We start from the raw sequence: 26244 nt of genomic DNA on the forward strand, positions 1-26244 counted from the left end.
AAGTGACATCGTTGATATCGTTTTTATATTTAATTTCAGCACTTTTTGACCAATATACCCTGTTCCAAATATTAGAAATGCTGGTAATACGACTAAAAGCAAGTCCATTACGAAAGCGTCCTTTCCAAGTTAATACAAAACTCTAAAATTACAAAATATTTATACTATTATTATAATAAAAACCCCAGTAATTAACAATTTCGTTTACTGGGGGCTGTATGTTGCAAAATCTATTGGACTTTATTATGAATCAATTGATCTCTGTTGTACATAAGCTCATATTGACGGTGCTTTAGTTCAAATAGAATCAATGGATCACGGTATATTTCCGGATTTTCTTCCATAAATATTAAATCTTCTTTATACTTTTCTAAATTTTCTTGCGCCTTCCTACTCGCCAATCTAAGTTCATCAAACGGTGTTGCAAAAAACATTTGAATATCACGTTCTATCGATCTTTCAAAATACTCTAATTGCTGGAAAAACGGTCTTACTATCGTTTGCACAATTGGACTGTAATCGGTATTTTCAATTAATTTTTTATACATGTTTTGCAGTTTGTCTTTATGTTTTGAAATCGGACCAAACAGTTTTCCAACACTAGTTAATAATAATCGAGTAGGCATATTACTCTTCAATATATTCAAATTTTCAACAACAGCAATTCCTCTTACCATCCGGTTGATATCTCTTTTCCAATCATCCAACACTTTAAAGTCACAAATAAAGGTAATTTCTTCCTCAATACCATAAAGTTGATGAAGACTATTTTTAATTTCATCTAAATAGCATTGACTGTCATTTAACTCTTTTTGGCATATATCCATCCATTTTTGTGCTTCAATCATAAATTGGTCCTTAGCTGAATTTTCCATAAATTCAACAACTCGGCCATTCATTTCTTCCTCTAATTCAATAAGAAGGTTCCCAAAATCACTATTCTCTTTAACGATATCGGCACAACTTCGAAGCAGTGTAGTGATTTGTTCCAAATACTTTTCTTGAAGTTGATTTTTCATTTCATTGAATGTTGTTTTGATAACATCAATTTTTTCCTCTTCCATATCTTTCAGTTGGTGTTGAATGCCGTTTAGCTTAGCAAGAAGTTCATCATTCCAATTTATTTTTTCAACAAATGTCCTTTCTGATATTTTCTTTTTTTCTTTCAAAAAGTCAATTGCCTTTTTAATTTTAAAGAAGATATAAGATTGGTTATCCTCTACTTCCTGTTCCACCATGAAATTAGTCTCTTCAATAAAAGAATGGTCCTCAATGAATCCTTCCTGAACTGCCCATTTTTCAATTAATTGTAATAAATTTGAGCCATCTTGGATAATTTTATTTTTTTGACAACGGACTTCGTTTAGAACATTTTCAGCCTTCTGAACAATATTTGCATCTAGCTGACTTGGGAACATACTATTCCACAATATAATTGCAGCCGAACAATATGAAGAAGAATAATCATCTGAAGAAATTTTCATCCAATTGGTAAGAAGACTTGGAATGATTTCAGAAATGTTGTTTATGATATATTTCCCACTTGTCAACTCATCAAATGCTTCTTTAAACAAGTTAGGCAACGTCTTCCATTTATAAGTACCTTCCAAGTTGTTGTTCAAGAAAAGAGCGTTGATCTCTTTTAACCATAAAATATACTCTATTCTATGTTTATAATATTTCCACAAACTAGCAACCAAACTTTCAAAACGAAACAGATCAATTTCATATAAAGTCTTTAAAACTTCATTAAAATAACAAGGTTTTAAATGAGCAGTCCGATCTTCTTCAACATATTTTTGTAAAAGTCCAAACCATGAAAGGGATTTTGTACGAAGCGCCTCTTTCACTGCAAGTTCAACTGCATTACTCCAATCTTCGGATTCCTCGAAAAACTGCCGTGCATCCTCTGTCACAAAATTGTAGTCCGGTAGTAGGTTTACAGCATTCTTAATAGCCTCCGTCGCTTGTTCTCGTTTGTTTAGTTTCTTATATAAATCAAATAACTGCATGAGGACTTCCATTTTTAATACAATCGAATCTGTTTTTACTTCCTTATAGATATCTTCTGCAAGTTCTAACAAATCCAATTGAACATGGGCATCTGCAATATTTTTTTGTGCCCATGGTTTTAAATCTATGCAAGAAACATTTTCCCACTTAAAAATTGCTGCTTCAAAATCTTTGTGTAAAAAATAGAGCTCTCCTTGTGCAAAGCGAATGGATGAAAAATCAGGAATCTCCTTTTGTTTTTCAATCATGTACATTTTACCTAAAATCTCGGTTGGATGTCCTTCTTTCGTACCGTCAATAAGCGTTTGGTAAAAAGACTTACTCAATAATTTTTCCTCTATCGACATCATAACCCTCCAATTGTAATTGATTCTTTGGTGATCGTGATACGATAGCAATGCACCAATACTAAAGTAATCGATTAAATATCAGTTTTTATGTGGGGAAAATGATTGATAGATAAATATATGCATCATATTTTGAATTTCTTTAGGTCCATTTTATCTGTTTAAAACCATGTGTACTATATTTTTTCAATTTCAGCTCCTTTTCTATTTTTATTCTATAAAAAACAACATATAACTCACTTCAAGTTTCATTTAGAATCGCTATTAAAAAATTTGGTCAATGATTCTTCCAACTTATTCTCTTCTCTTTTTACTCAACATTTTATTATCCATTAATTTTTATAATTTGATAAAAAATGTAAGAATCCTCCAGTCTTTTAAGTCAGTTTATTAATATGTAACTATCCAATAGGAAAAAAGTTACTTTAACCTTTTGAAACAACGCCAAAAAGTTGTTAAATTGTTAATTGAAGACCCACAATCTCTTTATTACTTATATCATCTATAATTAAAATGCAAAAAAATGGCATGAAAAAAATACGAATTCATTGGCTCTTAATCACCTGTGACGAAAGAAGGAATGAAAATTGAAAGCAGCTATTGAAGAATTAAAACCAACCATTAATCAAATTTTTAATCACCTTCATCAAAATCCTGAAGTTGGTTGGAAAGAAGTTAAAACAACCGAATATATTAAACAACTATTAATTGAACATGGCTATAATCCCCAAACCTTTGATGATTGTACAGGGCTTTTTGTTGAAGAAGGTGATGGAGATCTTTGTGTAGGTCTAAGAACTGATATTGATGCACTTTGGCAGGAAGTAGATGGAACATACAAAGCGATTCATTCATGCGGACATGATGCCCATATGACGATGGTTATAGGTACAATGCTGTTGCTGAAAAAATTGAACTTAAAGGTAAAAGGAAAACTAAAATTTATATTTCAGCCAGCCGAAGAAAAAGGAACTGGTGCTTTGGCTATGATTGAAAAAGGAATCATAGATGATATCGATTTTTTATTTGGTGTACATCTTCGTCCTATTCAAGAGTTAAGGGATGGACAAGCCTCCCCTAGCATTCACCATGGAGCAGCCAAATTTATTTCCGGAAAAATTTTAGGAGAAGATTCTCATGGGGCAAGGCCGCATCTTGGAAAAAATGCAATCGAAATTGGCGCAACTCTCATCAATGAAATATCTAAAATACATCTCGACCCAACAGTTTCTTACTCAGCAAAAATGACAAAATTCCATGCAGGCTGTGAAAGCAGCAATATTATCCCTGGACGGGCAGAGTTTTCTTTAGATTTACGCGCTGAAACAAATGAAATGATGGAACACTTGACGAATAAAATTGAAAAAATAGTAAATGCCATTTCCAATTTGTATGAAGTCGATATTCCTTTAATTACAGAAGCCCAAACAGCTGCAGCAATAGTCAATCATGAAGCACAGAACATGATGGAATTAGCAATAATAGAAACGATTGGCAAGGAAAATCTTGCAGAACCAATCAAATCTACAGGAGGAGAAGATTTTCATTTTTATACATTCAAACGACCACATCTAAAAGCGACGATGCTAGGACTCGGCTGCAATTTAACACCTGGTCTTCACCATCCAAATATGACATTTAATCAACAAGCATTGCTCCAAGGTATCGAAATTTTAACGAGAGCAATTATGAATACTTTTAAATATAAACAGAATTGAGGTAATCGACCATGACAAAATGCTATACTATTTCACCTCTTCTTACCATCCAGCAACTTGAAGAAATGCAAGCGTTAGAAACATTCATTTGGAATTCAGAACCGATCCCTACACACCAAACTATAACAGCTGCAAAAAATGGTGGGATCATATTAGGTGCATATGACGATGACAAACTAATCGGATTCAGTTATGGATTCGCAGGATTTTCGAACAAAAAAACATATCTATGCTCACATGTACTTGGAATCCATCCGGACTACCGAAGTCAAGGGATTGGAGCTGCTTTAAAAGAAGCACAAAAAGAAGAAGCAATCAAAAAAGGCTATGACCTAATTACATGGACATATGATCCTTTGGAAAGCGTAAATGGTTATTTAAATCTATCAAAATTAAAAGCCATTTGCAGTACATACATTGAAAACTGTTATGGTGATATGGAAGATAATCTTAACCAAGGTTTGCCATCCGATCGATTCCAAGTCGAATGGTGGATCCAAAGTGAACATTTGACAGAAGATCCCTGGTGGCACAAAGATGAATACAAACTCCTCGTTGAGTGGGATTTAGATGAAAGTGGTCATCCTTTTTTAATGAAAGAAAATTTTTCATTACTTGATAAAGAAAATCCGTTGCTCGTACCGATTCCAAGTAATTTTCAAAGAATAAAAAAAGAAGCATTTCCTTTAGCTGTTGATTGGAGAACAAAAACAAGAAAAATTTTTCAGAGAGTTTTTCAAGAAGGGTACGCAGCTGTAGAACTTCTTCAAAATACTTCTTCACCAGTCAATTACTACGTTCTTGTAAAAAGAAATACATTAAAACTAGGAAACGAAAGGATCTGGTAATAAATGAAAATTCAAGAAATTACACTTCGCCTATTGCGCATGAAAATGAACTTTTCTTTTGTAACAAGTTTCGGTTCAATAGAAGACAAAGATTTTATTTTAGTAGAAACAAAAAGTATTGATGGTATATCAGGCTGGGGGGAATCTGTCGCTTTTTATGCACCTTTATATAATGAAGAAACGGTTCAAACAAATTGGCATATCATGGAAGAGTTCCTCATCCCATTACTATTAAAAAATGAAATTAACCATCCTGATGATGTGTCAAAGCTTTTCTCCCCAATTCGTGGAAACAACATGGCAAAGGCCGCTTTAGAAGGCGCTGTATGGGACCTTTATGCAAAACTTGAACAAATACCGCTTTATAAAGCCTTAGGAGGAGAAAAAAAAGAAATCGCAGTTGGAGTAAGTATTGGCATCCAAAATAGTATTGATGAACTTCTAGACCTAATTGAAAGGTATTTAAGTGAGGGGTATCAACGTATCAAAGTGAAGATCAAACCAGGGTGGGACATAGATTGTTTAAAAGCGATTCGCAATAAGTTTCCAACAACCCCATTGATGGCAGATGCAAATTCTGCATACAGATTGGAAGACATTGAATTATTAAAACAACTTGATGCTTTTGATTTATTGATGATTGAACAACCGCTCGCTTATGATGATATTATCGACCACGCCAAATTACAAAAAGAATTAAAAACACCAATTTGTCTAGATGAAAGCATTCATTCCTTTGAAGATGCTAGAAAAGCTATTGAACTTGGGAGTTGTAAAGTGATCAATATTAAAATCGGGCGGGTCGGAGGATTAACTGAATCAAAAAAAATTCATGACTTATGTAAAGAGAAAAATATCCCTGTTTGGTGCGGTGGCATGCTTGAAGCTGGAATTGGACGTGCCCATAACATTGCCCTAACTACTTTATCAAATTTTACATTGCCTGGAGATACAGCAGCATCATCACGGTACTGGGAACAGGATATTATTGAACCTGAAGTGACCGTAAATAACGGGTTCATTACAGTACCAGAAAGAATCGGAATTGGTTATACACCAAATCTTGATTACATCGAAAAACTTACAACTTATAAAAAGACGTACAAATAAAATCATTTAGGATGTCCAGTTCCTTTCAAAATGGATGTTGTTATACCTTTATCCAGTCTATAAAACATCTTTTAAAATACGAAAAAGCCCTTGATGTTATCTAACCATAGACATCCACTATGTCCTTCTATAGGAAGAGCCTTTGTTCGTCATCAAGGGCTAAGTTTCTTCATTTTCTTTTTATTAATGTTGTTGATCTTCCTCATATGCTTCATATGCTCGGACTTGGCATTCCCAACATTCCGTTCTATTTCTCTCCATTCTGGATAATTCAATCCCGCAATTTACACATCTATCCATCGATCGATTCCCCCTCTTCAAATTTATAAAGGTCATTGATCTAACAGTTTGGAAATATGCCTATTTATATAAAAAATTCTTTATATTGTTAATATATTTTTTAAATATTATATCTGTTACTCATTTATTTTTCTTAATTAAATTAATGAAAAAATAAAAATACATAGTTTTGCAGAAAAGTAACTCTCAAACAATTTTATGTGGAGCTTTTTTCGTATGGTGACTCGTCCCCTTAAAACTTTCTTCTTCTAGCTTGGGAACTAAACCTGAAGCTCCAGTAATTCAAATTGCAACTGTTTGTACTTTGTTCTGCAATACTATGTATTTTTTTCTTTCTAAAAACATATTAATATTTTGTATCACTTGGACCATATTAATTTTCTTTTTCATCCTTCAGTAAAACAATCATATCTGTTTCAACAGCAGCATTTCCAGGTAATGAGGCGACTCCAACAGCACATCTTGCATGTTTTCCTTTTTCACCAAAAATTTCTATCAATAAATCAGATGAGCCATTGATTACATCAGGAACTTGAGCAAATGATGGGTCACAGTTTACATATCCAGTAATTTTAACAATCTTTTCTATTTTATTAAAATCTTTTAGATAATCTTTCAAAATACTTAAGTGATTTAATGTTGTAATTCTAGAAGCCTCATATCCCTCTTGTATTGATAAATCTATTCCAACTTTACCTTTGTATACCATTTCACCATTGAATTTACAGGTGATCCCACTTACATACACAATATTTCCTACTTGATTTAAAAATAAGTAATTACCAGATGGTTTTGGGGGTTTTGGTAATGATAATCCCTTTTCTTTTAGTATAGCTTCTACATCAAATGATTGCGTTTTCATTTTTGATCAATCCTTATCTTATTATGTTAACATGGATGGAGTTTTTACTTCTTCTTTTTTATTTGTACTTTTCAATGTATACCGGACGCTTTTCTTGATTGGTTTGTGGGAGTAATACATTTTCACAACAGCTTTTTCATCACAAAAAGAACAGGTTATATCCATAGTAACTTTTTTTACATGAGGAGCATTCACTAACTTTAAAGCATACGTAATATGATTTTTACATACCCACATTTACACCACCTCGTCCTTTTAATATTTAGGTGACAGACTTTTATCTGTCACCTTTTCAAAACTGTAGTTGGTTCTTCTTTTTCGAGTTTGTCTGGCTTACGTTTTTTTACAAAGTTTGTAATCTCTTCTGTCCAAGAAATTTTAACATCACCACCACTAACGAATGTCTGGCAGCCTAGACGGTATCCTTGGCTTAATAACTCCTCACCGAGCTTTCTGCGTTCTTGCTTTTTAACTTTATCTAAAAACTCTGCACCTTCTTCAATCTTGCATACACAGCTTCCGCAAATTCCTCCACCACATCTATTAGGAAGATCACCATCATATCTTAAAGACATTCTTAAAATATTTGAGTTATCTGGCACTTCAAAAGTCTTTCCACTTGTTAAATAATAAATTTTAGGCATTTCTTTTTCCTCCTCTCATCTTCTTGGTATACAGTATACCATATTTAAATTTTTCAGACAATACAAAATATATAAAATAATATATAAAGTTTAAAAAACTTTTAAAAAAGAAACGAAGCAGCAGGTGTAAATTATGACCTGTTACTTCGTTTCTTTTTCCTTCAGCTTTTCGATCGAAGCGATGTAAGCCCTTTTTGAATTTTCAATATGAAGTTTTGTAAGCAATGCAGCCATTTCCACATCCCGCTTACGTAAAGCTTTCATAATTTCTAAATGTTCCTTCATAGCTTGCTCTTTTCTTCCCGGAGTTTCATACCCCATATTGGCCGACATTTGAATATAATCTGTTAAACCAGATAATATTTCAAACAATTTCGGGCTTTTAGAAGCCTTATATAAAACCATATTCATATCAATGTGAATTTTTTCGTAATCCTTTTGCTCACTATTCAAAAAAGCTTCTAACTCAGCAATTTTTTCATCAAGTATTTTTTGAGTATTTTCATCCATCCGCTCAGCAGCTAATTTTGCTGCTAAAACTTCTAAAGAGGATAAAATATTGAATACTTCGACAACTTCTTCGCTAGAAATATTTGAAACAATAACTCCTTTTCTAGGCACTGTTTTTACAAATCCTTGTGATTCTAATCTGAACAATGCCTCACGAATAGGAGTACGGCTAATATTTAATTTAGTAGCCAATTCTCGCTCAATTAATCGATCACCAGGTTTTAACTCCCCATTTAATATTAGCGATTTTAAATAATAATAAGCTCGTTCCCGAATTGATAGTAAATCATCAATAGCCCATTTTTCATGCAAAAGCTTCACCTTCTTTATATCTCAAAATAATTTTGTATACCATTATCTTACCACAAAATGCCTCTCAATTACTAATAAAAAAAAAGACCAAGTGGTAACTTTAAGACGTTCCCTTTTGAATCACAAAATGTAAAAAAACAATGTAATTAACAAAAGAAAAAGCATGAACATTCACATATGGAATGGTTCATGCTTTTTCTTTATTTTCTGACCTTGTAATATTTAATGAACGAAACTCTAACCTTTTAAACAAAAGGCAAATCCCTCCTAACCTTTTAAAAAATAAAAAGGCGTTCCTGATTGTTCCAGAAACGCCCTGTTAGCCGAGAAAGAAATTCATAATAATGGTGGTTTATTTTTTAATTCCCAAGCAAGAAGTACATAAACCCAAATAGAAACAGAGAAAGTGAAAAGGAAAATTAGCCTTACAATAAAAGAAGATATACCCAATAAATTTGCCATTCCGCCACATATACCCAAAAAGACTTTATCAGATGATGATTTTGTTAATTTTTGCAACATATACTCTCCCCCTTTAAGTTAATTATTTTATTAAAAGTTCTAACATATATTTTTTCCTATTTCACATTATATACGAAATAGTTCGACAAAAAGTTTCATAAAAAGGTATTCTGCAATTCATGAAACACCTGCCTTATACTGTTTATTTTATCATAGATAATTATTCGGAAATAATAACAGTATGTGAACATAGTTTACTGGAATCCAATTGTTATTTCATATAAATAATGTCCTTCATGTTAAAGACTTTATCGGTTAAACCAATTCTCTGTGCAGGAGTTTCCTTCTTATCGCCTCTACCGAACGGAAGGCAGAAGTTGTAATACGTTCTTAAAATCGTTAAAGCGTACTGTGCATACTTTGGATTAAAGTTTGCATAAATATAGCTTTTTCCTTGTCCTGTGGCTGTTACTAAAGGGCGTTCCAGTATGGAAATGCGTCTACGAATCTGTTGAATAAAGCTATTCGTGGCATGGTCATTCACATTCATGATGGCAGACGCTAATTCATGAGCATCCAAACCACTTACATCTGTTCGACAATCAACCGTATAGCTTCCTTTATCCCTCGGACACAATGGATGTTCTAATGGATTGTTCAGCCATACAGTAGCTCTTTTGTGAGGGAAATCAACATCTTTACAGAAGTGATGGGTTTGTAGCCTTTCTTGTAAATATTGCTCTGCTAAGGTATAAAGAGACCTTGTTGAATATCCATGTGAATTTCCCCAATCTGTTAAAAATCGCTTTGCCTCTATATAGTCCTCATACTTTTGCTTTGATGATTTTGTCTTATCCATCTTACTTACAAAATGATGGGCATTGTATAGTCGTATATCATCCGAAAATACACGATAGATGGCAGTTGCAAGTGAAGAATCATCATCAGTTACAAATCGCCATTCCTTTGCCTGTACTAATTGTTTTATTAACCAAAAATGTGCAAGTGAGGTATAGGTGGAATTAATATGCATCCCCTTAATCAGCTTATTTCGGTTCTTAATTTTCGATAGTTCCTCTACATATTCAGGATAGGTTTGGTCATCCTCTTTTGTTGGCTCTTGCGGATAATAAGACAATCGGAAACGGTCATTTTTCCGACAAAATGAATCCAGATGGTCTTCTCGATATAGTAGTGTATCTTCCTCTAATTGCTCAATATCAAAGTCCCAATCATAGGCGACATCGCTTCGGAACACATATCGAGAATGAACATCTGCGGTTATGACCACATGGGTTTGTAAAGCAGAGTCATCCGTAAAGGAGGTATCAAAACTGCCTTTGCCTTTTCTCCGAATGTTGTTTAGATTATATTGCATTTTATCTGTATTCAACCAGATTTCATTAAAGACTTTATCTTGAAAGCCTTTAGTTTCATGTTTGTCCAAAAATTCCAAACAACAGCGATAAAGCCATTCCAGTTTGGTGTAATAGGTTTTCATGCCAATCTCCAACATATCACAGGTTCTTCTGACCGAAGTTTTATTGAGCAATAGCTTGGAAAAGAGAGGAAGTATATCGTTTCGTTTTTGATGATAGGTAGTTGATTCTCTTTTAATCGGTAACACATTGGTGTATTTTTTACATTCCTTGCATTGATATTTTTGTGAATTACTTTTACTTTTTCCTCTTTTGTAAAAATAGGATTTTTCGTTGAAAGGAGTTGTCCCATTATACTTACAGTCATCTTTATGAAAAGTATATTCTGGTTCTACTTCAACGACAGCTTGAAGCTCCGTAAGACGTTTGATTTCCTCTGTAACCGCCCAATTAGAAAAAGTATTTGTGGTGCAATTAAGCGTTGCTTTTGGCAATTTTGTGACGATAGGAAGGTCATTACACACAATATATTTTGCCCTTCTATTTTTCGCCCCTTGTAACTTGTAACGATAGGGTTTGTGTTTTACCTTTTCAAACCGTTCCTGTTGTAAGCCAAAAGACTCGCAAAATGGATTCGCACAGTGATTGTATTGAATCTTATATTCATGACCGTTTAATGAAAACGAAACAGGTTCGTACAAATGGTTATGATACCGTTTAGCAAACTTCATAGGAGCAAGGAGTGGATATTGTAATTGCCTATCCAGTATTTCATCATCACTGACAGGGCAAGTAATTTCAACTTTATCTTGATATTTCGGAAGTAGCTGTTTCAACTTGGACAAAGTAATCACCTACTCATTTTCTTCTATTCCAATGGCTTTCAACATACGCTTATTATTACGGAGGGATTTTACCCATTCGATAAATTGGTCATCTTTTAGCAAGTTCCGTTGAAGGAATTCATCTACGACCTCTTCTTCGGTGTATTCGCAGTATTCTGCGTAATAAGAAACAATAGCTCTGGTTCGTTCAGAAATTTTCCAATTTACCTCTTTAGCATTTTTATTTTTGGGTTTGATGAACTCTAATGGTTTTGTCATGTAGCTCAAACCTCCCATTTCGACATATTAATTCACATCCATTTTAACATAGTATTTTCCATAGTGGGAACATCTATTCCCGCTCTTAAAATTACATTGTGATTTAGATTGCGATTTAATATGCTAAATAGCCAAAAACATTGATAAATCAATAAAAAATAAGGTACGAAAATCATTGCGATTTCGTACCTTATTTGTGTTGTGAATTTAATTTTTGTGATTCAAAAGGGAACGTCTTATGGTAACTTGGTCGCATTTTATTTATTTTTTTGTATATCTTAACGATAGAGGGGAAGAATTTATTTTAATTCTTCAAGACAGAAAAATACCACCATAAAATAAACCGATAACAATCACTAAAGCAGGATGAATTTTTAATTTATACATCAATAAAAATCCTAAAAGTGTTAGGAATAATAAATGAAAAACGCCAATTGTTTCAAAAGAAGAGCTGAAAAATTGATATGCTAAAATACCTAATAAAATAGCAATTATTGGCTGTACTGCTTTCGTCATTAATGATACTTGCGGCGAATTTTTAAATAAAGTAACAAATTTATAGAGAAGTATGACGGCAACTGCAGAGGGAAGGACCGTTGCTGTCAAAGCAATAATAGCTCCCAAGACACCGCCTACTTGATAGCCAATATATCCTCCCATTTTCGTTGCAATAGGCCCTGGTAGTACATTTGCAATTGCAAATAAATCCCCAAATTCCTGAAGGGTCATCCACTCATAATGATTGACGACCTCATTTTGAATTAATGGAATTGTAGACGGACCTCCGCCATACCCTAAAAGATTAGCAATAAAAAAGGCAACAAAAATATCCCAATAAATCATACGCTTTCCCTCTTCTTCGTATCATTTACAATCGAACCAGAAGAGTTTGATTTTTGTTTATAGGTAGCAATGAAAAACGCAAATATCAAAAATACTGCAATAACAATTCCCGGGTGAATATTTAATAGGGTAAGTACGATCAATGATGCAATACACAAGATGACATTTGTATAAATTCCTAAACCTTTGTTCCCTTTAACAAAAAATTTATAACACATTTCCACTAACATCACAGCAATAATCGGAGCAACCCCAAGAACCATCCCCTTTACAAAAGGAGCATCTTTATAGCTATATAAGATACCAAGCAAGAAAAGCATTCCGAAAATTGTAGGCAGTATATGTGCTAAAATCGCGACAATAGCTCCTACAGTACCTTTCACTTTATAACCAATGTAAGCTGCCATTTTCGTTGCAATAGGGCCCGGTAATGTATTTGCAAGGGCTAAAGTTTCCCCAAATTCATCCTCTGTCATCCAGCGGTACCTTTTCACTGCTTCATACTCTATTAAAGGAATCGTTGAAGGTCCACCGCCATATCCCGTCAGTCCTGTCCTTGCAAAACCGATGGTTAAATCTCGTAAGTGACCCATAAAGCACCTCTTTCATAAACAATAGAAACTAGTAGCTTCTCTTATTTTTTTATATCAGGATCCGTAATGATTTCTATTCCTTGTTCACTTAAACTTTCCTTTAATGCTTGTAATGCCGCCACTCCAACAGCAGTGTCTTGTTCACCATTACCTCCGCTAATACCGATCCCGCCAACAACTTCTCCATTAGCTACAATCGGAAATCCACCAACAAAAATTGCGAATTTTCCCGGGATCATTTGATTAATACCGAACGCTTCATTCCCAGGAAGTGCAGGTCCATTTGGTTCTTTGTTAAATAGATGTGTAGACCGTTTATGACCTGCAGCTGTATAAGCTTTCGCAATTGCAATTTCAGGTCCAGTGATGCGGGCCCCATCCATTCGTTCCAATGCAATTAAATTTCCACCATCATCACTAATAGCAATCGTTTCTAAAACATTGATCTCTTCTGCTTTTTTCTTTGCTGCCTCAATCATAATTTTTGCTTCTTTCAACTCTAATTTTAAAGTTTGCTTCATTGAAAGCTCCCTCCATTTTTATCTTTTGAATGATTAATAACCGATATAAACAGTCTTCGTTTGTGTGAAAAAGTCCAACCCTTCCATCCCTGACTCTCTATAAGTAGATGTACTAGAATTTTTTAAGCCACCAAATGGTGCATTCACAAGGTTGCCTGTAGTTGTACGGTTGACTTTCACAGTTCCAGCTTGAATATCTTTTGTAAATTGATGAGCGTATTTTATGTTATTTGTAACTATGGATGCAGATAATCCATATTCAACGTTATTCGCAAGTTTAATAGCTTCTTCATAATCATTTGCTTCTATGACTGCAATAACTGGACCAAATATTTCTTCCTGTGCGATTTTCATATCATTTTTTACATCTGTAAATATGGCCGGAACTACATAATAACCATCTTTATATTTTCCTTCCGTTAGCTGCTGTCCGCCATATATGAGGGTAGCTCCTTCCTTTTTCCCAATTTCAATATACTTCAACACATTACGGAGCTGTCTTTCGTTTGCTAAAGGACCAATTGTAACCCCCTCTTCAAAACCATCACCAATTTTTAATGCTTTCGTTTTCTCCACTAACGCATTTATAAATCGTTCCTTAACTTCCTTTATGACAATTACTCGGCTTGTTCCTGTACAAGCTTGACCTGTTAAAGAAAAACCGCCATTCACGGTAAGAGTTGCTGCCAACTCTATATCAGCATCCTCCATAATGACGATTGGGTTTTTTCCTCCTAGTTCCATTTGAGTTCTAGTCGTAAACGAAACTTGGCGATGAATTTCCTCTCCTGCACTAGTAGAACCAGTAAATGTGACAGCACGGATGGCAGGATGAGTAATTAATAAATTTCCGACATCTTTTGAAGAGCCAGTAACAAAATTAATAACCCCTTTTGGTATACCAGCTTCATGTAAAGCCTCTACTAAACGATAGGCGATAAGAGGGGTATCAGAAGATGGTTTAAAAACTACTGTATTCCCTGTAATCAATGCAGGCGCAATTTTTCTTGCTGGAATTGATAAAGGGAAATTCCACGGTGTAATTACTGAAACGACTCCAAGTGGTTCCCTTTCGGAAGTCACTTTCATAGAAGGATCATCATTTACGAATGTACTTCCAGTTACGTTCTGCCCTGAAAAAGCATAATAACGAAGGGTTTGTACCGAGCGGCTGACTTCTCCTCTACTCGCTCCAATCGTCTTCCCTTCTTCCCTAGTTAATTCACTTGCAATCTGTTCAAGACGGCTTTCTATAATATCCGCTGCTTTTAGTAAAATTGAAGCACGCTTTGATGGTGAAGTTTTAGACCATTCCGGAAAAGCATTCTGAGCGGCTTCAATCGCCTCTCTAACATCCACCTCAGTGGAGGCTTGAAAAATGCCAACAATATCGTTTTTATTTGAAGGATTGATGCTAGTGAAAGTTTTTTGACTGCTCGCATTTACCCAACTTCCGTTAATATAATTTTTATACGTTTCAACTTTTGTTGTTAGCAAACGGATCCTCCTCTCCACATACAAATTTAAATGAATAAATGGGGCAGCTTCTATAATAGAAACTGCCTGAATATTTCATAATCTAATTATTTTCAGAATTTTTCATTTAGATTAAGCTTTAATTAAAGAGCCCAAGTCTTCTTCTAAATATGTTTTCCATAAACCATCCATATACATACGGCGCATTTTAGCTGCGGTGCGAACTGCTTCAATGCAAGCTTGTTGTAACTCTGGAGTATCTGCGCATTCAAGTACAATCTTATAGCCGCGCTCACCATGAATTTCGTCTGATACAATGTGAAGATCAAAGAACTCAATTTCTTCATCAGTAAATCCATAAATGTCACGCAATGCTGGTGTTTGTTTCCGGTAAATATCTGGAACTTGAGATTCTAATCCAACTACAAGTGCTGCGGTTGCTACAACGAAATTTTCTCTTTGTGCGACAGCATAGCACCAGCTTTGCAAACCAAGTGTAGTCGGCGCCATATTACGAGGATCTTCAACTCTTTCTCTAGTAGTACCACAAGCTTCAGCGAATCGAATTAATAGGTCAGTATGACGATCTCCTGCAATCTCTTCTTCATACATATTTTGTAAAGTGAAATCTTTTGCATCTGTATATTTTTCAGGAATATTTGCGTAAATATATGCTAAGTAATCAGCGAATGGTCCAACATAGTGATAGTGGTTTTCAGCCCATCTAGCAAAGTGCTTTCTTTCAAGTTTTCCTTCAGCCCATGCAATTGTGAATGGAGCTCTTTGACTATGATTTCCTTTAATCGCATCTTCCAATGCTTTTCTGAATTCATCCTTAGATAATAATTGTGCCATTTTAAAATCCCCTTTCAATATTTTGTATTTTGTATACCATAAGATTTAAAAAGAATCGCCCTATTTTTTAGAATAGGAGCTGATTTTAAACGATTTTTTACTAATGGTTATTAACATTTATCGTCTTTGTTTATTACTTGGTATACCATCTGATTTAATAGTACAAAATTTAAAAGCTTTTGTAAACCCATTTTTTAAAATTTTTTAAATTTATTTAATATTAAAATATCTAGATAGTGTAAATCTATTTTTTCACCACATAAAAAGGGCAAAAAGCGTCGATATCACTAATCCGGCCATAACCGGAATAAATAATTTCCTCGCTAATTCTAATACTGGAACACCACAGAAACCCGCAACAGCAACTAAGGATGACCACGCAATGATCGTACCTCCGCCAGTCCAAATAGAACCCATTTGACCGATGGCTGCTAAGGTTCCAGCATCCATTCCCACACCTGAAGCTAATGCACCTGATAACGCACCGACTAACGGTAAACCTGAAAATCCTGAACCGTCTAATCCAGTAATTATTCCAACAAGAAGTATACCAAATCCTGTTAAAAATGGATTTTGTGGAATTGCGTTTTGCGCACTCGCAACCAAGTCAAATAAAAATGCTGGTTTCGCAACGTCCTCCCCTAATGATAGAATTTGTCCAGTAAAATCAGCACTTCCAAGGAAAAAGAAACCCGCAATCGGAATAACTGGACCCATCGCTTTAAACGCGAAAACAAATCCTTCAGTTAAATGATCGCTAACTTTGTCTAAAGCGTGGATTCTTCTAAATGCTACTGTTGACAAGATCAATAAAATCGATGCTACACCACCAATGAAGGCAGCTCCATCTCCGCCATTAAATATCCCTGATGTTTCAGGATTAAATTTTGTATAGAACATGAAAACCATTACTGTTAACAATGAAAGTGGAACAAACACAGCGAACAATTTTGCCCATAATTCTCTTCTCGTCGCATCATTTAACTGGTTCTCAGTTGCTGCAGATGCCTCAACTTCAGCATTTTGTTTTCCTTGAAGAATAGAAAGTTCCATTTCCGCCAATTCACTATTAGGTGTGCGAATTGTTCGCCGAATCATGATGTAGGTTATTAATAAAGCTATTCCACCTGTAATTAATGATAAAATCATCGCTTTATCAGCAATCGCAGTTGTTTCTATTCCTGCTGCTTTTGCGGTGAGCATAGGAGCAACTTGAATAATGTAATCAGAAGATAAAGCCATCCCTTGACCTGCTAAAGCTACTACCATTGCTGCCGACATGGCAGGCAATCCTGCACGAATTGCAACTGGTACTAACAACGCACAGATTAAAGGTACTGCAGGAGTCGGCCAGAAAAATAAAGAAACTAAATATGTTGTTCCAAAAATAACTGCGATCCCAATATAGGCATTTTTAATAACTTTTTGAATAGGAGAAATAATTTTTTCATCAGCACCTAACGCTCTTAAAGAATTTAATAGAGCTACCATTAGTGTGATAATTAGAAATATCGTAAACAGTTCTTTGGCAGCAACTAAATTGGCATTGAATACAGCTTGAAAGCCACCAATAAATGAATCTTTATAAATCCAACCAATTAAAAATGTGCCGATTAATGCTGGTAACACGACACCACGCCTAAATAACATCGTCACAATTACAATAATCGTAATTGCAGCATACAACCAATGAGCAGCAGTTAATTCCAAACAATACGCACTCCTTTCATTTATATTCCATTTTTTACAAACACTTTGCTTTGTATCAAACTCGATACATTTCTAAAGATTTACATTTTTGTACGTCCAAAGATAACAATTCCTCTATGGCCCTCTCTAAATTCTCTAAAGCTTCTTCAACAATCTCTTTACCTATTTCATAACTTGCTTTCGTTGCATCCCCGATACAGCCGTTTTTTGTCATCTCCTCATAACGGTAAAATCCTTGTATAGCTTGACCAGGACGCAATTTTTTCCATCTTCCTTCTTCGTTGATCTCCCCCTTTGTTATTTTTTCATGACGGATTAATTGGGGAGCGAGATAATAAGCTTCTGATACTTCTCTTTCACAGCTATGACCAAATAATGTTGATTTGATATTTTTTGATATCGCATTTTTTGCAGATGACGTTGTTTTTGCATAATAAATGTCAACATTCTGTTCCATTGATATTGATGAAGCAGCAACATCTAACGTAGATTGATTTCCTCCATGAGAATTCAAAAATAAAAACTTTTGTATACCATGAAGTTTTAATGAAGCAACCATATCTTCTAGTATTGAAATCAATGTTTTTGGACGTAGGGTGATCGTTCCAGGATAATTCAAATGATGACTCGAAACACCCATATTAACCGTTGGTGTGATTAACACCTTTGGAAAAAGTCTCTCTCCCAGTTTTTTGGCCATTTCTGTTGCTAAAACAGCGTCACAACTTTCAACTATATGCGGCCCATGCTGCTCATGAGCACCAATCGGAATAATAGCTAACTCTACCGTGCGTAATGCATCTCTCACCTCCTCCCATGTCATTTCTGTTAGTAAATACCTTTTCATTAGTGTCCCCCCTGCATAAATGGAATATTGTATACCTTAAATAAAAACAAGAAAGCTATTTCGTGAGTTTAACAGCATTTTTCTCCTTCTTAATTTTGGCTAAAATGTTTTCTTGACTGATCTCTATATCTTCCTTAATGGTTAACTGGCAAGTAAGCCGTATTCTTTCATTAACAGATTCTCCTAACATTTTTTCTTCTTTCCAGTTAGGCGGTCCTAATTGTTCCCACCCAGAAAGTACTTCACACACACATTTTAGACACTTTCCCATCCCACAACCGTATTTTAGCTTTGGAAACTGTTTTGTTCCTGCTAATACAACTAAATTCGCATTTTCTTTTACTTCTTTTTCAATTTTTTCTCCATCAACATGCAAAATGACTTTTGGCATACTTTATTCCTCCTTCAGATTAAACATGAAAGCGTTTTATATTTTTCTTTAACTAAACTCAGCGGGATATTTTTGCAGGGAAAAATGTATGTGATAGACTTGAATTTCTTACTAACTGACTGTTCCCCACAATTTTACCTCGACAAATCCGTTTTACACTATTTTGACATTAAAAAATATATAAAGTTTGTAAAGCTATGATTTGATTATACAAAATTTTCGAAAGATTTCAACTAAAAACTTGAAATCTAATAAAATTTTTTATAAAATGTAAACATCTTGGTATACCAAATACCCATATTAAAGGTGGTGTTTGATACAAAACTTCCTAATGTCAAAGTAATTTTTATGAAAAATTTATAGAAGCGCAAGTCCCTTTATTTTTTCAATGAATGATTTCTTAAAAAGAAAAAGGAGGAGTTAAGATGGGGAAATATATTATTTTAACTAATAAACAAACATTTCAAACGAAGGTTGATCCTAACAAAATAAAACCTATTGAAACATATAGTTTTCACTTCTTTGATGAAATTAAAGCTCAATATACCATTGCTGAAGTAGTTGATGAAAATACGAAAATTCGCCTTTATGAAAATTATGAAGGAAAAGAATATATCAATGATATCAGGCTAAAGTTCTTTGAAACTTTCGATACAATTGAAGCTGCAAAAAATGAGTTGAATGAGATTGTAAAAGCTTCAGGAAATAGTGAAGATTCAAAATATACAAAACTCGTAAGAATATAATAAAAAAGGAAAAGTTTTAAGGAATTCCACTTAAAAAGACCTTGCCGTTTTCAGCAAGGTCTTTTAACTTTAAATAAAAATATTAAGAATCATCAGGTAGCCCATTACCAATAACAAATAAAGAATAGTAAAAACAGCATTCCAATTCGAAATTTTAAAAGGATTTTCGTTGATGATCCCAGACATTAAACCAATTGTTGCATTATACGGACCCATTAAAAAGGCAGAAACTGCTCCACTTAACATGGATACTGTTAAAATTTGTGGAGAAATTCCCAAGTGAGCTGGATCCAAAGTTTCCGCTAAAAGTGCTAATGCTACTGCAGGATGCAACCCGGTAAATGCTAATATTAAAGGGATCACCGGGATGACTAATAAAAACAATTCAATACCGATTATTCCTTGAAATTTTACAAAAATTTCATTTAAACGATGATCTACTCCAGAAAACTGCATTGCAGAAATAAAAAAACCAGCAGATAAAAATATAAAAAATTGATCGCTCATTTTATACATATAAGAATTTACATGGTGTTTTAATCCAGCTAAAAATTCTTTTCCTTTCTTTAACATCAACGACCAACAAAACGCAAAAGGCATAACTAATAAAGCAACTAGAATTATGAAATTAAAATGAAAAATACGATCAACTATTGCAATGCAAATATTAAATATAAATATAGCTATTAAAATTTGTATAATTCTTTTTGGACTTTTGATTTTTTCACTCTCCTCTGCAGTTGCTGCAATTTCATTTGTAGACTGGAAACTCTTTAGCTTTGCACTTCCTGAATTAGATGCTGCTTTTTTTGCCAACAACCAATCTAACAATAATCCAGCAATACTTAATGGTAATAAATATGGAAGCATCCCACTCCAGCTTACACCGGTCATTTCAATTACTATACCTAAGATCGGTGTTACCGGTGCCCAGATTAATGGCATTGCAAAGCCGCGTGTAATCGCCCTACTCATAAATCTTCCAGCGTTTTTCAATGAAAATACTTGTAAAGCTGGCTTCATCGAATGATAAGTCATTGGCAACGTCGCGAGATTCATAAAAATACTTAAGAAATACGAAATTCCAGAAGTTAACATGTAAAGATGCCCAGTATTTTTAACTTTACGATTGACCAATTCTTGTATACCAGATGAGTAATTTCCTATTTGAATTGGAATCGCTAATATCGGAATAATAGAAAATAAAGTTAAAAGATTTAACATAGGTCCGAAGGATAATAAATAACTTTCCAAGCTAGCCCCACTTGTATACAACAACAATACTCCGATTAATAAAAAGAAGCTTCCTAAAATTTTTACAAAAGTCTTTACATACAATATAGTCGATAAAACAATTATTAAACAAAGGACAGGTAATACATAAGGTAATTGAAAATTCGGAAAAACTTCAGTAAAAACATAAAGGGATAACGTTATTAAAAATAAGTACTTGATCATTCGCACCACCACTTTTATTGACTATATTGATAATAATTATAACCTAAAGTGTATAATTTGGTATACAATATTTTATTATCTATTCTTTTCTATATTCTTAAATTTGATATTTACTGAAAAAATAAGCCACTTTAAATAATTCTCTAACAAAATCATATATGGTATACAATATAGTGTTAAATTTTTAAAAATTCATATAAAAATCTTACTTTTTGAGGTTTTTGGTATACAATTTGATTGACTTTGGCATTTTTTGAATTATAATAAAGTTATAGAATTAAATTTTTGAGGAGGAAGCGAAATGCTGAACTATTTATTTGGTAAAAAAGCAGAAATATTAGCTCTAAAAAAATTTTTAAAAATTAAAAAAGCCTTATTTATTAAATAAGACTTTTTCCATTGGTTATAATTAAAAACAGCAGGGAAAAAGCGAAAGGGCTGCTCTGAAAGGTGTTCATCACCTATTGCCCCATATGACGCTTCAACCTTGATCGAACAAAATTCTTGATTTTGCATCTTAAAGTTTTCTGCTTTCGGACCAGCTCTCTCCCAATTACCTGCTATTTCTCTGTTCAATTGAAAACAAAAAACAATTTCATAAAACACCCTATCTTCTTTTGTTTAACCTAGACACATTAAGACTTACCGCACGAATTAAAGTGCATCATCCTAATTTTTCATATATTAAAAAGCTTTAGGTTCCTCTAAATATATTTTGATATTTCCACTAATTTATTTTATAACCTAATTCTAAAGGTAAAAATGCATATTCACCTTCTTTAATGATTTCACATTTTCGAATTGGAATTGGACTGTGAAATATTGGCCCATCGATTACTGTAGTATGAAACTCTCCACCTTCTCCGCAAGGGTCAATACCTCGTGCTTCAAGCTCTTCTATATATTTATGGGTTAGCACTTTACCAAGGTCATCTTCTCTCATTCCCAGTGATAAATTTACAGTAACTATTACCGCAACAAATCCAAGATTGATGAACTCCTCAACAACTTCACGATGATTCATGTTCCATAGAGGCATCCCGAGCTTTAATCCCACATTCTTCGTAACCTTCTCATGCCAACAGTCCTGAACAGGAGTATCCAAATCACCAGTTACTAAAGCCTCGGCTCCTAAGTTTTTAGCATCCTTTAAAAGTCCAGTGAAAACTTTTTCATAATCTGTCCAACTGGCAGCACCAGTATATAAAGGTAAACCGATCGATTTAGCCTGTGCATGGATAACATCTAACGGCATTCCATGAGATCTTGAACGACTTCCCTCTTCCTCCAACATAGCAATTAGACCCACTGCTTCTCCAACTTTCATAGCTTTATAGAGCGCTAAAATACTATCCTTTCCTCCACTAAAAGAGGCAATAAATTTACATCCGTCAGCACCATTTTTCCACCCGGTTAATTGTGTCATTTTATCCTAGTCCCCTTCCGTCTTTCTCTTTATCATTTATTCAAGGTATTATGCAAATCTTTATATTTTACTTATAAAACAGTAATATATCATGTTCAATAATTATTATTGAATGACACACTTTTAAAAACAAATGTCCTATTCCGCAATTAATATAATTCACCATGTGCACTTTTTTCATTGTACCATGGCCAATAAATATATTGGGCTGTCTTATTTTTAAATAGGAAAAATTAATCACTTTTAAATAATGTAATAAAGCTTTATCCTAATTTCCCACTTCTTTATAAACTTCCAATTCTTTTATTCTACAAAAATATGTAAAATCCAGGTATTAAAATATCCTTCAATTATTCCAAGAAACAATTATTATTTCTTTATTCTTGTTTTTGCATCTGCTCTGCAACAGATCGTGCAAAATGACCCAAATCTCCTTTTAGGTAAGCTTTCATAACTTCAGGAGCAATGGAAATAAGTGCACGTTCGATTACCACTGGATCAAAATTTTTACTTTTTAGCTCTTTTTCTAATTCAACCGCAGCTTTGATTCCATAATAGGTTGCCAGCTTATTAATTTCGTAGACAACATCAGGGTTTCCCTTTCTAACCTCCCCAATCTTAGAAAATAGACTAATAATATTATCAGGTACTCCTTGTTCGGTAATGAAGTATCCATTTCCATTCAAATAAAGGTCTTGAGCATGTCCAACAAATTTCATACTAACAATTTGCAAATTAGGGAATTCCTTTTGAAGTACAGTTGTTTGTACAGAAGTTGCCATATTTACATAAGTACTATTTGTATAATGATGTAGTTTGAGGAACTCTTTTACCTTTTCTGCTGGTAAAGCTAAAATAATTGTTTCCATTTTAGGTAACTTATCAGCTGAAACTGGTATACCATTTGAAAAATTAGTTATAAATAAATTAACCTTTTCATTAGAAGGATGGTATATTCCTATTTTTTGGTTTACATTATCCCATTGTTTGACTAGAGCTTTTCCTAACCTACCTATACCAACTAAAGCTATACTTTTCATAATCACAACAACACTCCTAATTCATGTTAAAAGATTTATTTTCATAATATTCGTAAATCAAAGTCTAATTTGTCACAACTATAAATGCAAATAATAAAACTTAATCGGAACTTTAATCAACTATTCATATTTAGAAATGTGATAACCGTCACAATAATAATGATCTTATTAACGTATGATTATATTAGAATATATGAAAGAAGACCAAATCGATATTGTTAATCAATATATTAATAAAGAAAGAGAGGAAATATTAATGGAGTCATCAAACATTCATTTTTGTAGACCACTCCAGCGATTAATGGAAGAACATGTGGTGCTCCGCAAAGATATGGATCTTTTTTATGAAATTACAGAAGAAATTGAACTGGAATCCGGTACTGTTTTAGTGGAGCTATTTACAAAATTACATGAACAAATTTCACTTTTTGCATATAAGTTAAAGGCCCATTCTAAACTGGAAGAAGAAGGTTTGTTCCCTCTGATGGCTCCTCACCTTGGAGAAACTGATCAAATTCTTGAAACGATGGAATTTGAACATAAAAAAGCTGAAGAACATTTACAAGATTTTCTATCTGAAGCTGAAACATGTGGCTCATCCATTGATGAAAATGATGTACAATGGATCGCATTACACGCTTTCAGAGCCCATGCCACATTAACCCAGCACTTCGCAAAAGAAGAAAAAGTATTATTTCCTTTAGCGGAAAAAATTCTATCCATTGAAGAAAAACAAGAACTTGAAAGACTTTTTCATACCATTTCATCATAGCATTTTATATTTTCAAAACGAATGTTTTCATGTTTAAAATGACATTCGTTTTTTTCATCCCTCTTCCCACTCCCCTTTATTGTTAATCTTCCCTTTAATTCTCTTCTTGACAGCTTTTGGATATAATTATTTAATAAAAATGAGTGATTACTCACTTTCTTAATTTATTACTGAAAGGAGAAATCCTGTGCAAAACGAATTTACCATTCCAACAAATACATCTCCGTGTATCCGCATTGAACATGTTAATAAGATTTTTGGAAAGAAACAGGTGTTGTATGATATAACTCTAGACATTCCTTCTTCAAAAATTATCGGGATTCTTGGACCATCAGGATCTGGAAAAACAACGCTAGTGAAAATCATCGCTGGAATCGACGAGCCAACTGACGGTGATGTTTATGTATTAGATGAAAAAATGCCCAAGCTTTCGATAATGAATAAAATCGGTTACATGGCTCAGGCCGACGCTTTATATGGAGAGCTTACGGCTATTGAAAATTTGAATTTTTTTGCATCCATGTACAACTTACCAAGAGAAAAGAAAAAACAAAGAATTAACAACGTGTTAGGACTTGTAAATTTAACAGATTTCTCCAAAACGCAAGTTAAACATTTTTCCGGTGGTATGAAACGACGGCTTTCGCTCGCTATTGCCCTCGTTCACGAACCTCCAATATTAATTCTTGATGAACCAACTGTTGGAATAGATCCTATTCTACGTAAATCCATTTGGGAAGAACTGCGTAGAATTTGTGAGAGTGGCACAACGATTATTGTCACAACCCATGTCATGGATGAACTAGAAAAATGTGACATGCTCGGTATGATTCGTGAAGGGAAATTAATCGCAGTCGGTTCTCCAGAAGATTTAAAAGTGCGTTCGTCTACTTCCTCCATTGAAGAGGCCTTTTTGTACTATGGAGGTGCTAGTCAATGAGAGTGTTCTCCATCATGTTCAGAATATTGCTTCAGCTTCGTCATGATAAACGTACGATGGCGCTTATGATAGTTGCACCCATTTTTGTCATGACCTTAATGGCATTACTCTTTAATGGCAATGAATATCACCCGAAAATAGGAATTGTGAATGCTCCTATTCAGTTTGTAAATAAATTAGAAGATGAAGATGCACATGTCGTTAGATACAGTGAAAATAATATGCAAGATGCCCTCTATCGATCTGAAGTTGATGCCATCATAAATTTCAAAAACGGCATTCCCCATATTCAGTTGGAAGGTAGTGATGCAAACAAAAATAAAGCCGTTTTAAAGCTTATACAATCAATAACAGAGCAGCAAATTAACAATAATGAACCTGAAATCACTTATGTATACGGCTATGAAGACATGACAACTTTTGATAATATCGGTCCGATTTTGATCGGATTTTATGTTTTCTTTTTCGTTTTTTTAATATCTGGCGTTTCCTTTTTAAGCGAAAGGACATCTGGTACTTTAGATAGGCTTTTGGCAACTCCATTGCGCAGATGGGAACTTGTTCTCGGCTATATACTCGGTTTTGGTGTATTTACGATCATTCAATCAACATTAATTGCTTGGTTTTCTATTGAAGTACTGGATGTAATGATGGTTGGCTCATTCCCGTTGGTTTTGTTCATTACAACATTAACAGCCATGGTTGCACTGACCATTGGAACTTTCATTTCTGCTTTTGCCAATAATGAAATGCAAATGATTCAATTTATTCCAATTATAATTATTCCTCAAGCATTTTTTTCTGGATTATTTGATTTAAGTACAATGCACCCTTGGCTACAGGCAATCGGACCTTTTATGCCATTATACTATGTGGCTGATGCTCTAAAAAACGTGATGATTCGTGGACAAGGATGGGAAGCTATCGCGTTTGATGTCTATATTCTTATTGGTCTTTGTTTATTCTTTACGATCGCAAACATCCTTACTCTGAAGAAATATCGAAAAATTTAAAGAAA

Annotated in this window: 27 protein-coding genes; 7 read left to right on the forward strand and 20 right to left on the reverse strand. The window is 33.9% G+C overall.

From position 1 onward, the window contains the following. Positions 1–230 precede the first annotated feature (230 nt). Positions 231–2360, reverse strand: a complete 2130-nt coding sequence (locus tag HR057_RS15130) for a tetratricopeptide repeat protein (protein WP_173732279.1) — start codon at positions 2358–2360, stop codon at positions 231–233. 587 nt (positions 2361–2947) lie between these two features. Here HR057_RS15130 and HR057_RS15135 point away from each other — a divergent pair. Genes HR057_RS15135 through menC form a run of 3 tightly spaced genes read left to right on the forward strand, consistent with a single transcriptional unit; the run spans position 2948 to position 6036 of the window. Further along, positions 2948–4078 (forward strand): M20 peptidase aminoacylase family protein, encoded by a 1131-nt coding sequence (locus HR057_RS15135; protein ID WP_173732280.1) that lies wholly within the window; start codon positions 2948–2950, stop codon positions 4076–4078. Between the two features lie 11 nt (positions 4079–4089). Beyond that, entirely contained in the window at positions 4090–4926 is an 837-nt protein-coding gene (locus HR057_RS15140; protein WP_173732281.1) for a GNAT family N-acetyltransferase, read from the forward strand. A 3-nt stretch (positions 4927–4929) separates the two neighbouring features. Then, positions 4930–6036, forward strand: coding sequence for an o-succinylbenzoate synthase (gene menC / locus HR057_RS15145; protein WP_173732282.1), 1107 nt, complete (start codon positions 4930–4932; stop codon positions 6034–6036). Between the two features lie 673 nt (positions 6037–6709). On the opposite strand, the gene HR057_RS15150 is transcribed toward menC, so the two are convergent. The 15 genes from HR057_RS15150 to HR057_RS15220 form a co-directional block, all read right to left on the reverse strand. Then, complete coding sequence (locus tag HR057_RS15150; RefSeq protein ID WP_173732283.1) at positions 6710–7198, reverse strand: RidA family protein; 489 nt, start codon at positions 7196–7198, stop codon at positions 6710–6712. A gap of 21 nt (positions 7199–7219) precedes the next feature. After that, a complete protein-coding gene (locus HR057_RS15155) occupies positions 7220–7435 on the reverse strand; it encodes a hypothetical protein (protein ID WP_173732284.1) in 216 nt (71 codons plus the stop codon). 47 nt (positions 7436–7482) lie between these two features. Next, a complete protein-coding gene (locus HR057_RS15160) occupies positions 7483–7842 on the reverse strand; it encodes a 2Fe-2S iron-sulfur cluster-binding protein (protein WP_173732285.1) in 360 nt (119 codons plus the stop codon). 141 nt (positions 7843–7983) lie between these two features. After that, complete coding sequence (locus HR057_RS15165) at positions 7984–8664, reverse strand: GntR family transcriptional regulator (RefSeq protein WP_173732286.1); 681 nt, start codon at positions 8662–8664, stop codon at positions 7984–7986. A 336-nt stretch (positions 8665–9000) separates the two neighbouring features. Further along, positions 9001–9186 (reverse strand): PspC domain-containing protein, encoded by a 186-nt coding sequence (locus HR057_RS15170; RefSeq protein ID WP_173732287.1) that lies wholly within the window; start codon positions 9184–9186, stop codon positions 9001–9003. Positions 9187–9397: 211 nt separating this feature from the next. After that, the gene (locus tag HR057_RS15175; RefSeq protein WP_173732288.1) at positions 9398–11350 is read right to left on the reverse strand and encodes an insertion element protein; all 1953 of its coding nucleotides are present in this window, start codon (positions 11348–11350) and stop codon (positions 9398–9400) included. Positions 11351–11359: 9 nt separating this feature from the next. Beyond that, positions 11360–11608 carry a hypothetical protein gene (locus HR057_RS15180; protein ID WP_173732289.1) on the reverse strand — a complete coding sequence of 83 codons (249 nt, stop codon included), beginning with the start codon at positions 11606–11608 and terminating at the stop codon, positions 11360–11362. Between the two features lie 312 nt (positions 11609–11920). Then, positions 11921–12451, reverse strand: coding sequence for a chromate transporter (locus HR057_RS15185; RefSeq protein ID WP_173732290.1), 531 nt, complete (start codon positions 12449–12451; stop codon positions 11921–11923). Then, positions 12448–13044 carry a chromate transporter gene (locus HR057_RS15190; RefSeq protein ID WP_173732291.1) on the reverse strand — a complete coding sequence of 199 codons (597 nt, stop codon included), beginning with the start codon at positions 13042–13044 and terminating at the stop codon, positions 12448–12450. Before HR057_RS15190 ends, HR057_RS15185 begins: the two co-directional genes overlap by 4 nt. Before the next feature lie 41 nt (positions 13045–13085). Then, complete coding sequence (locus tag HR057_RS15195; protein ID WP_173732292.1) at positions 13086–13565, reverse strand: GlcG/HbpS family heme-binding protein; 480 nt, start codon at positions 13563–13565, stop codon at positions 13086–13088. 33 nt (positions 13566–13598) lie between these two features. After that, complete coding sequence (locus tag HR057_RS15200) at positions 13599–15062, reverse strand: aldehyde dehydrogenase family protein (protein ID WP_173732293.1); 1464 nt, start codon at positions 15060–15062, stop codon at positions 13599–13601. Positions 15063–15173: 111 nt separating this feature from the next. Next, positions 15174–15896 (reverse strand): TenA family transcriptional regulator, encoded by a 723-nt coding sequence (locus HR057_RS15205; RefSeq protein WP_173732294.1) that lies wholly within the window; start codon positions 15894–15896, stop codon positions 15174–15176. A gap of 252 nt (positions 15897–16148) precedes the next feature. Further along, positions 16149–17606 carry a hypothetical protein gene (locus HR057_RS15210; RefSeq protein WP_173732295.1) on the reverse strand — a complete coding sequence of 486 codons (1458 nt, stop codon included), beginning with the start codon at positions 17604–17606 and terminating at the stop codon, positions 16149–16151. A gap of 55 nt (positions 17607–17661) precedes the next feature. Next, positions 17662–18453 carry a creatininase family protein gene (locus HR057_RS15215; RefSeq protein ID WP_173732296.1) on the reverse strand — a complete coding sequence of 264 codons (792 nt, stop codon included), beginning with the start codon at positions 18451–18453 and terminating at the stop codon, positions 17662–17664. 55 nt (positions 18454–18508) lie between these two features. Further along, entirely contained in the window at positions 18509–18844 is a 336-nt protein-coding gene (locus HR057_RS15220; RefSeq protein WP_173732297.1) for a 2Fe-2S iron-sulfur cluster-binding protein, read from the reverse strand. A gap of 425 nt (positions 18845–19269) precedes the next feature. Here HR057_RS15220 and HR057_RS15225 point away from each other — a divergent pair, with 425 nt between their 5' ends. Next, complete coding sequence (locus HR057_RS15225; RefSeq protein ID WP_173732298.1) at positions 19270–19590, forward strand: hypothetical protein; 321 nt, start codon at positions 19270–19272, stop codon at positions 19588–19590. Between the two features lie 69 nt (positions 19591–19659). Here HR057_RS15225 and HR057_RS15230 read toward each other — a convergent pair whose 3' ends face one another. The 4 genes from HR057_RS15230 to HR057_RS15245 form a co-directional block, all read right to left on the reverse strand. Then, positions 19660–21048, reverse strand: a complete 1389-nt coding sequence (locus tag HR057_RS15230; RefSeq protein ID WP_173732299.1) for a hypothetical protein — start codon at positions 21046–21048, stop codon at positions 19660–19662. Positions 21049–21357: 309 nt separating this feature from the next. After that, a complete protein-coding gene (locus HR057_RS15235) occupies positions 21358–21654 on the reverse strand; it encodes a hypothetical protein (RefSeq protein ID WP_173732300.1) in 297 nt (98 codons plus the stop codon). A gap of 121 nt (positions 21655–21775) precedes the next feature. Then, positions 21776–22474, reverse strand: coding sequence for a Dph6-related ATP pyrophosphatase (locus tag HR057_RS15240; RefSeq protein WP_173732301.1), 699 nt, complete (start codon positions 22472–22474; stop codon positions 21776–21778). Between the two features lie 377 nt (positions 22475–22851). After that, positions 22852–23514, reverse strand: coding sequence for an NAD(P)-binding domain-containing protein (locus HR057_RS15245; protein ID WP_230474485.1), 663 nt, complete (start codon positions 23512–23514; stop codon positions 22852–22854). A 175-nt stretch (positions 23515–23689) separates the two neighbouring features. On the opposite strand from HR057_RS15245, the gene HR057_RS15250 reads away from it, so the two are divergent. The 3 genes from HR057_RS15250 (at position 23690) to HR057_RS15260 (ending at position 26239) form a co-directional block, all read left to right on the forward strand. Beyond that, positions 23690–24286, forward strand: a complete 597-nt coding sequence (locus HR057_RS15250) for a hemerythrin domain-containing protein (RefSeq protein WP_173732303.1) — start codon at positions 23690–23692, stop codon at positions 24284–24286. 187 nt (positions 24287–24473) lie between these two features. Then, positions 24474–25226 (forward strand): ABC transporter ATP-binding protein, encoded by a 753-nt coding sequence (locus tag HR057_RS15255; RefSeq protein WP_329955897.1) that lies wholly within the window; start codon positions 24474–24476, stop codon positions 25224–25226. Next, positions 25223–26239, forward strand: coding sequence for an ABC transporter permease (locus HR057_RS15260; protein WP_173732304.1), 1017 nt, complete (start codon positions 25223–25225; stop codon positions 26237–26239). Before HR057_RS15255 ends, HR057_RS15260 begins: the two co-directional genes overlap by 4 nt. Positions 26240–26244 lie beyond the last annotated feature (5 nt).

Origin of the sequence: Calidifontibacillus erzurumensis (assembly GCF_013303125.1) — a bacterium.
Lineage (GTDB): Bacteria > Bacillota > Bacilli > Bacillales > Bacillaceae_J > Calidifontibacillus > Calidifontibacillus erzurumensis.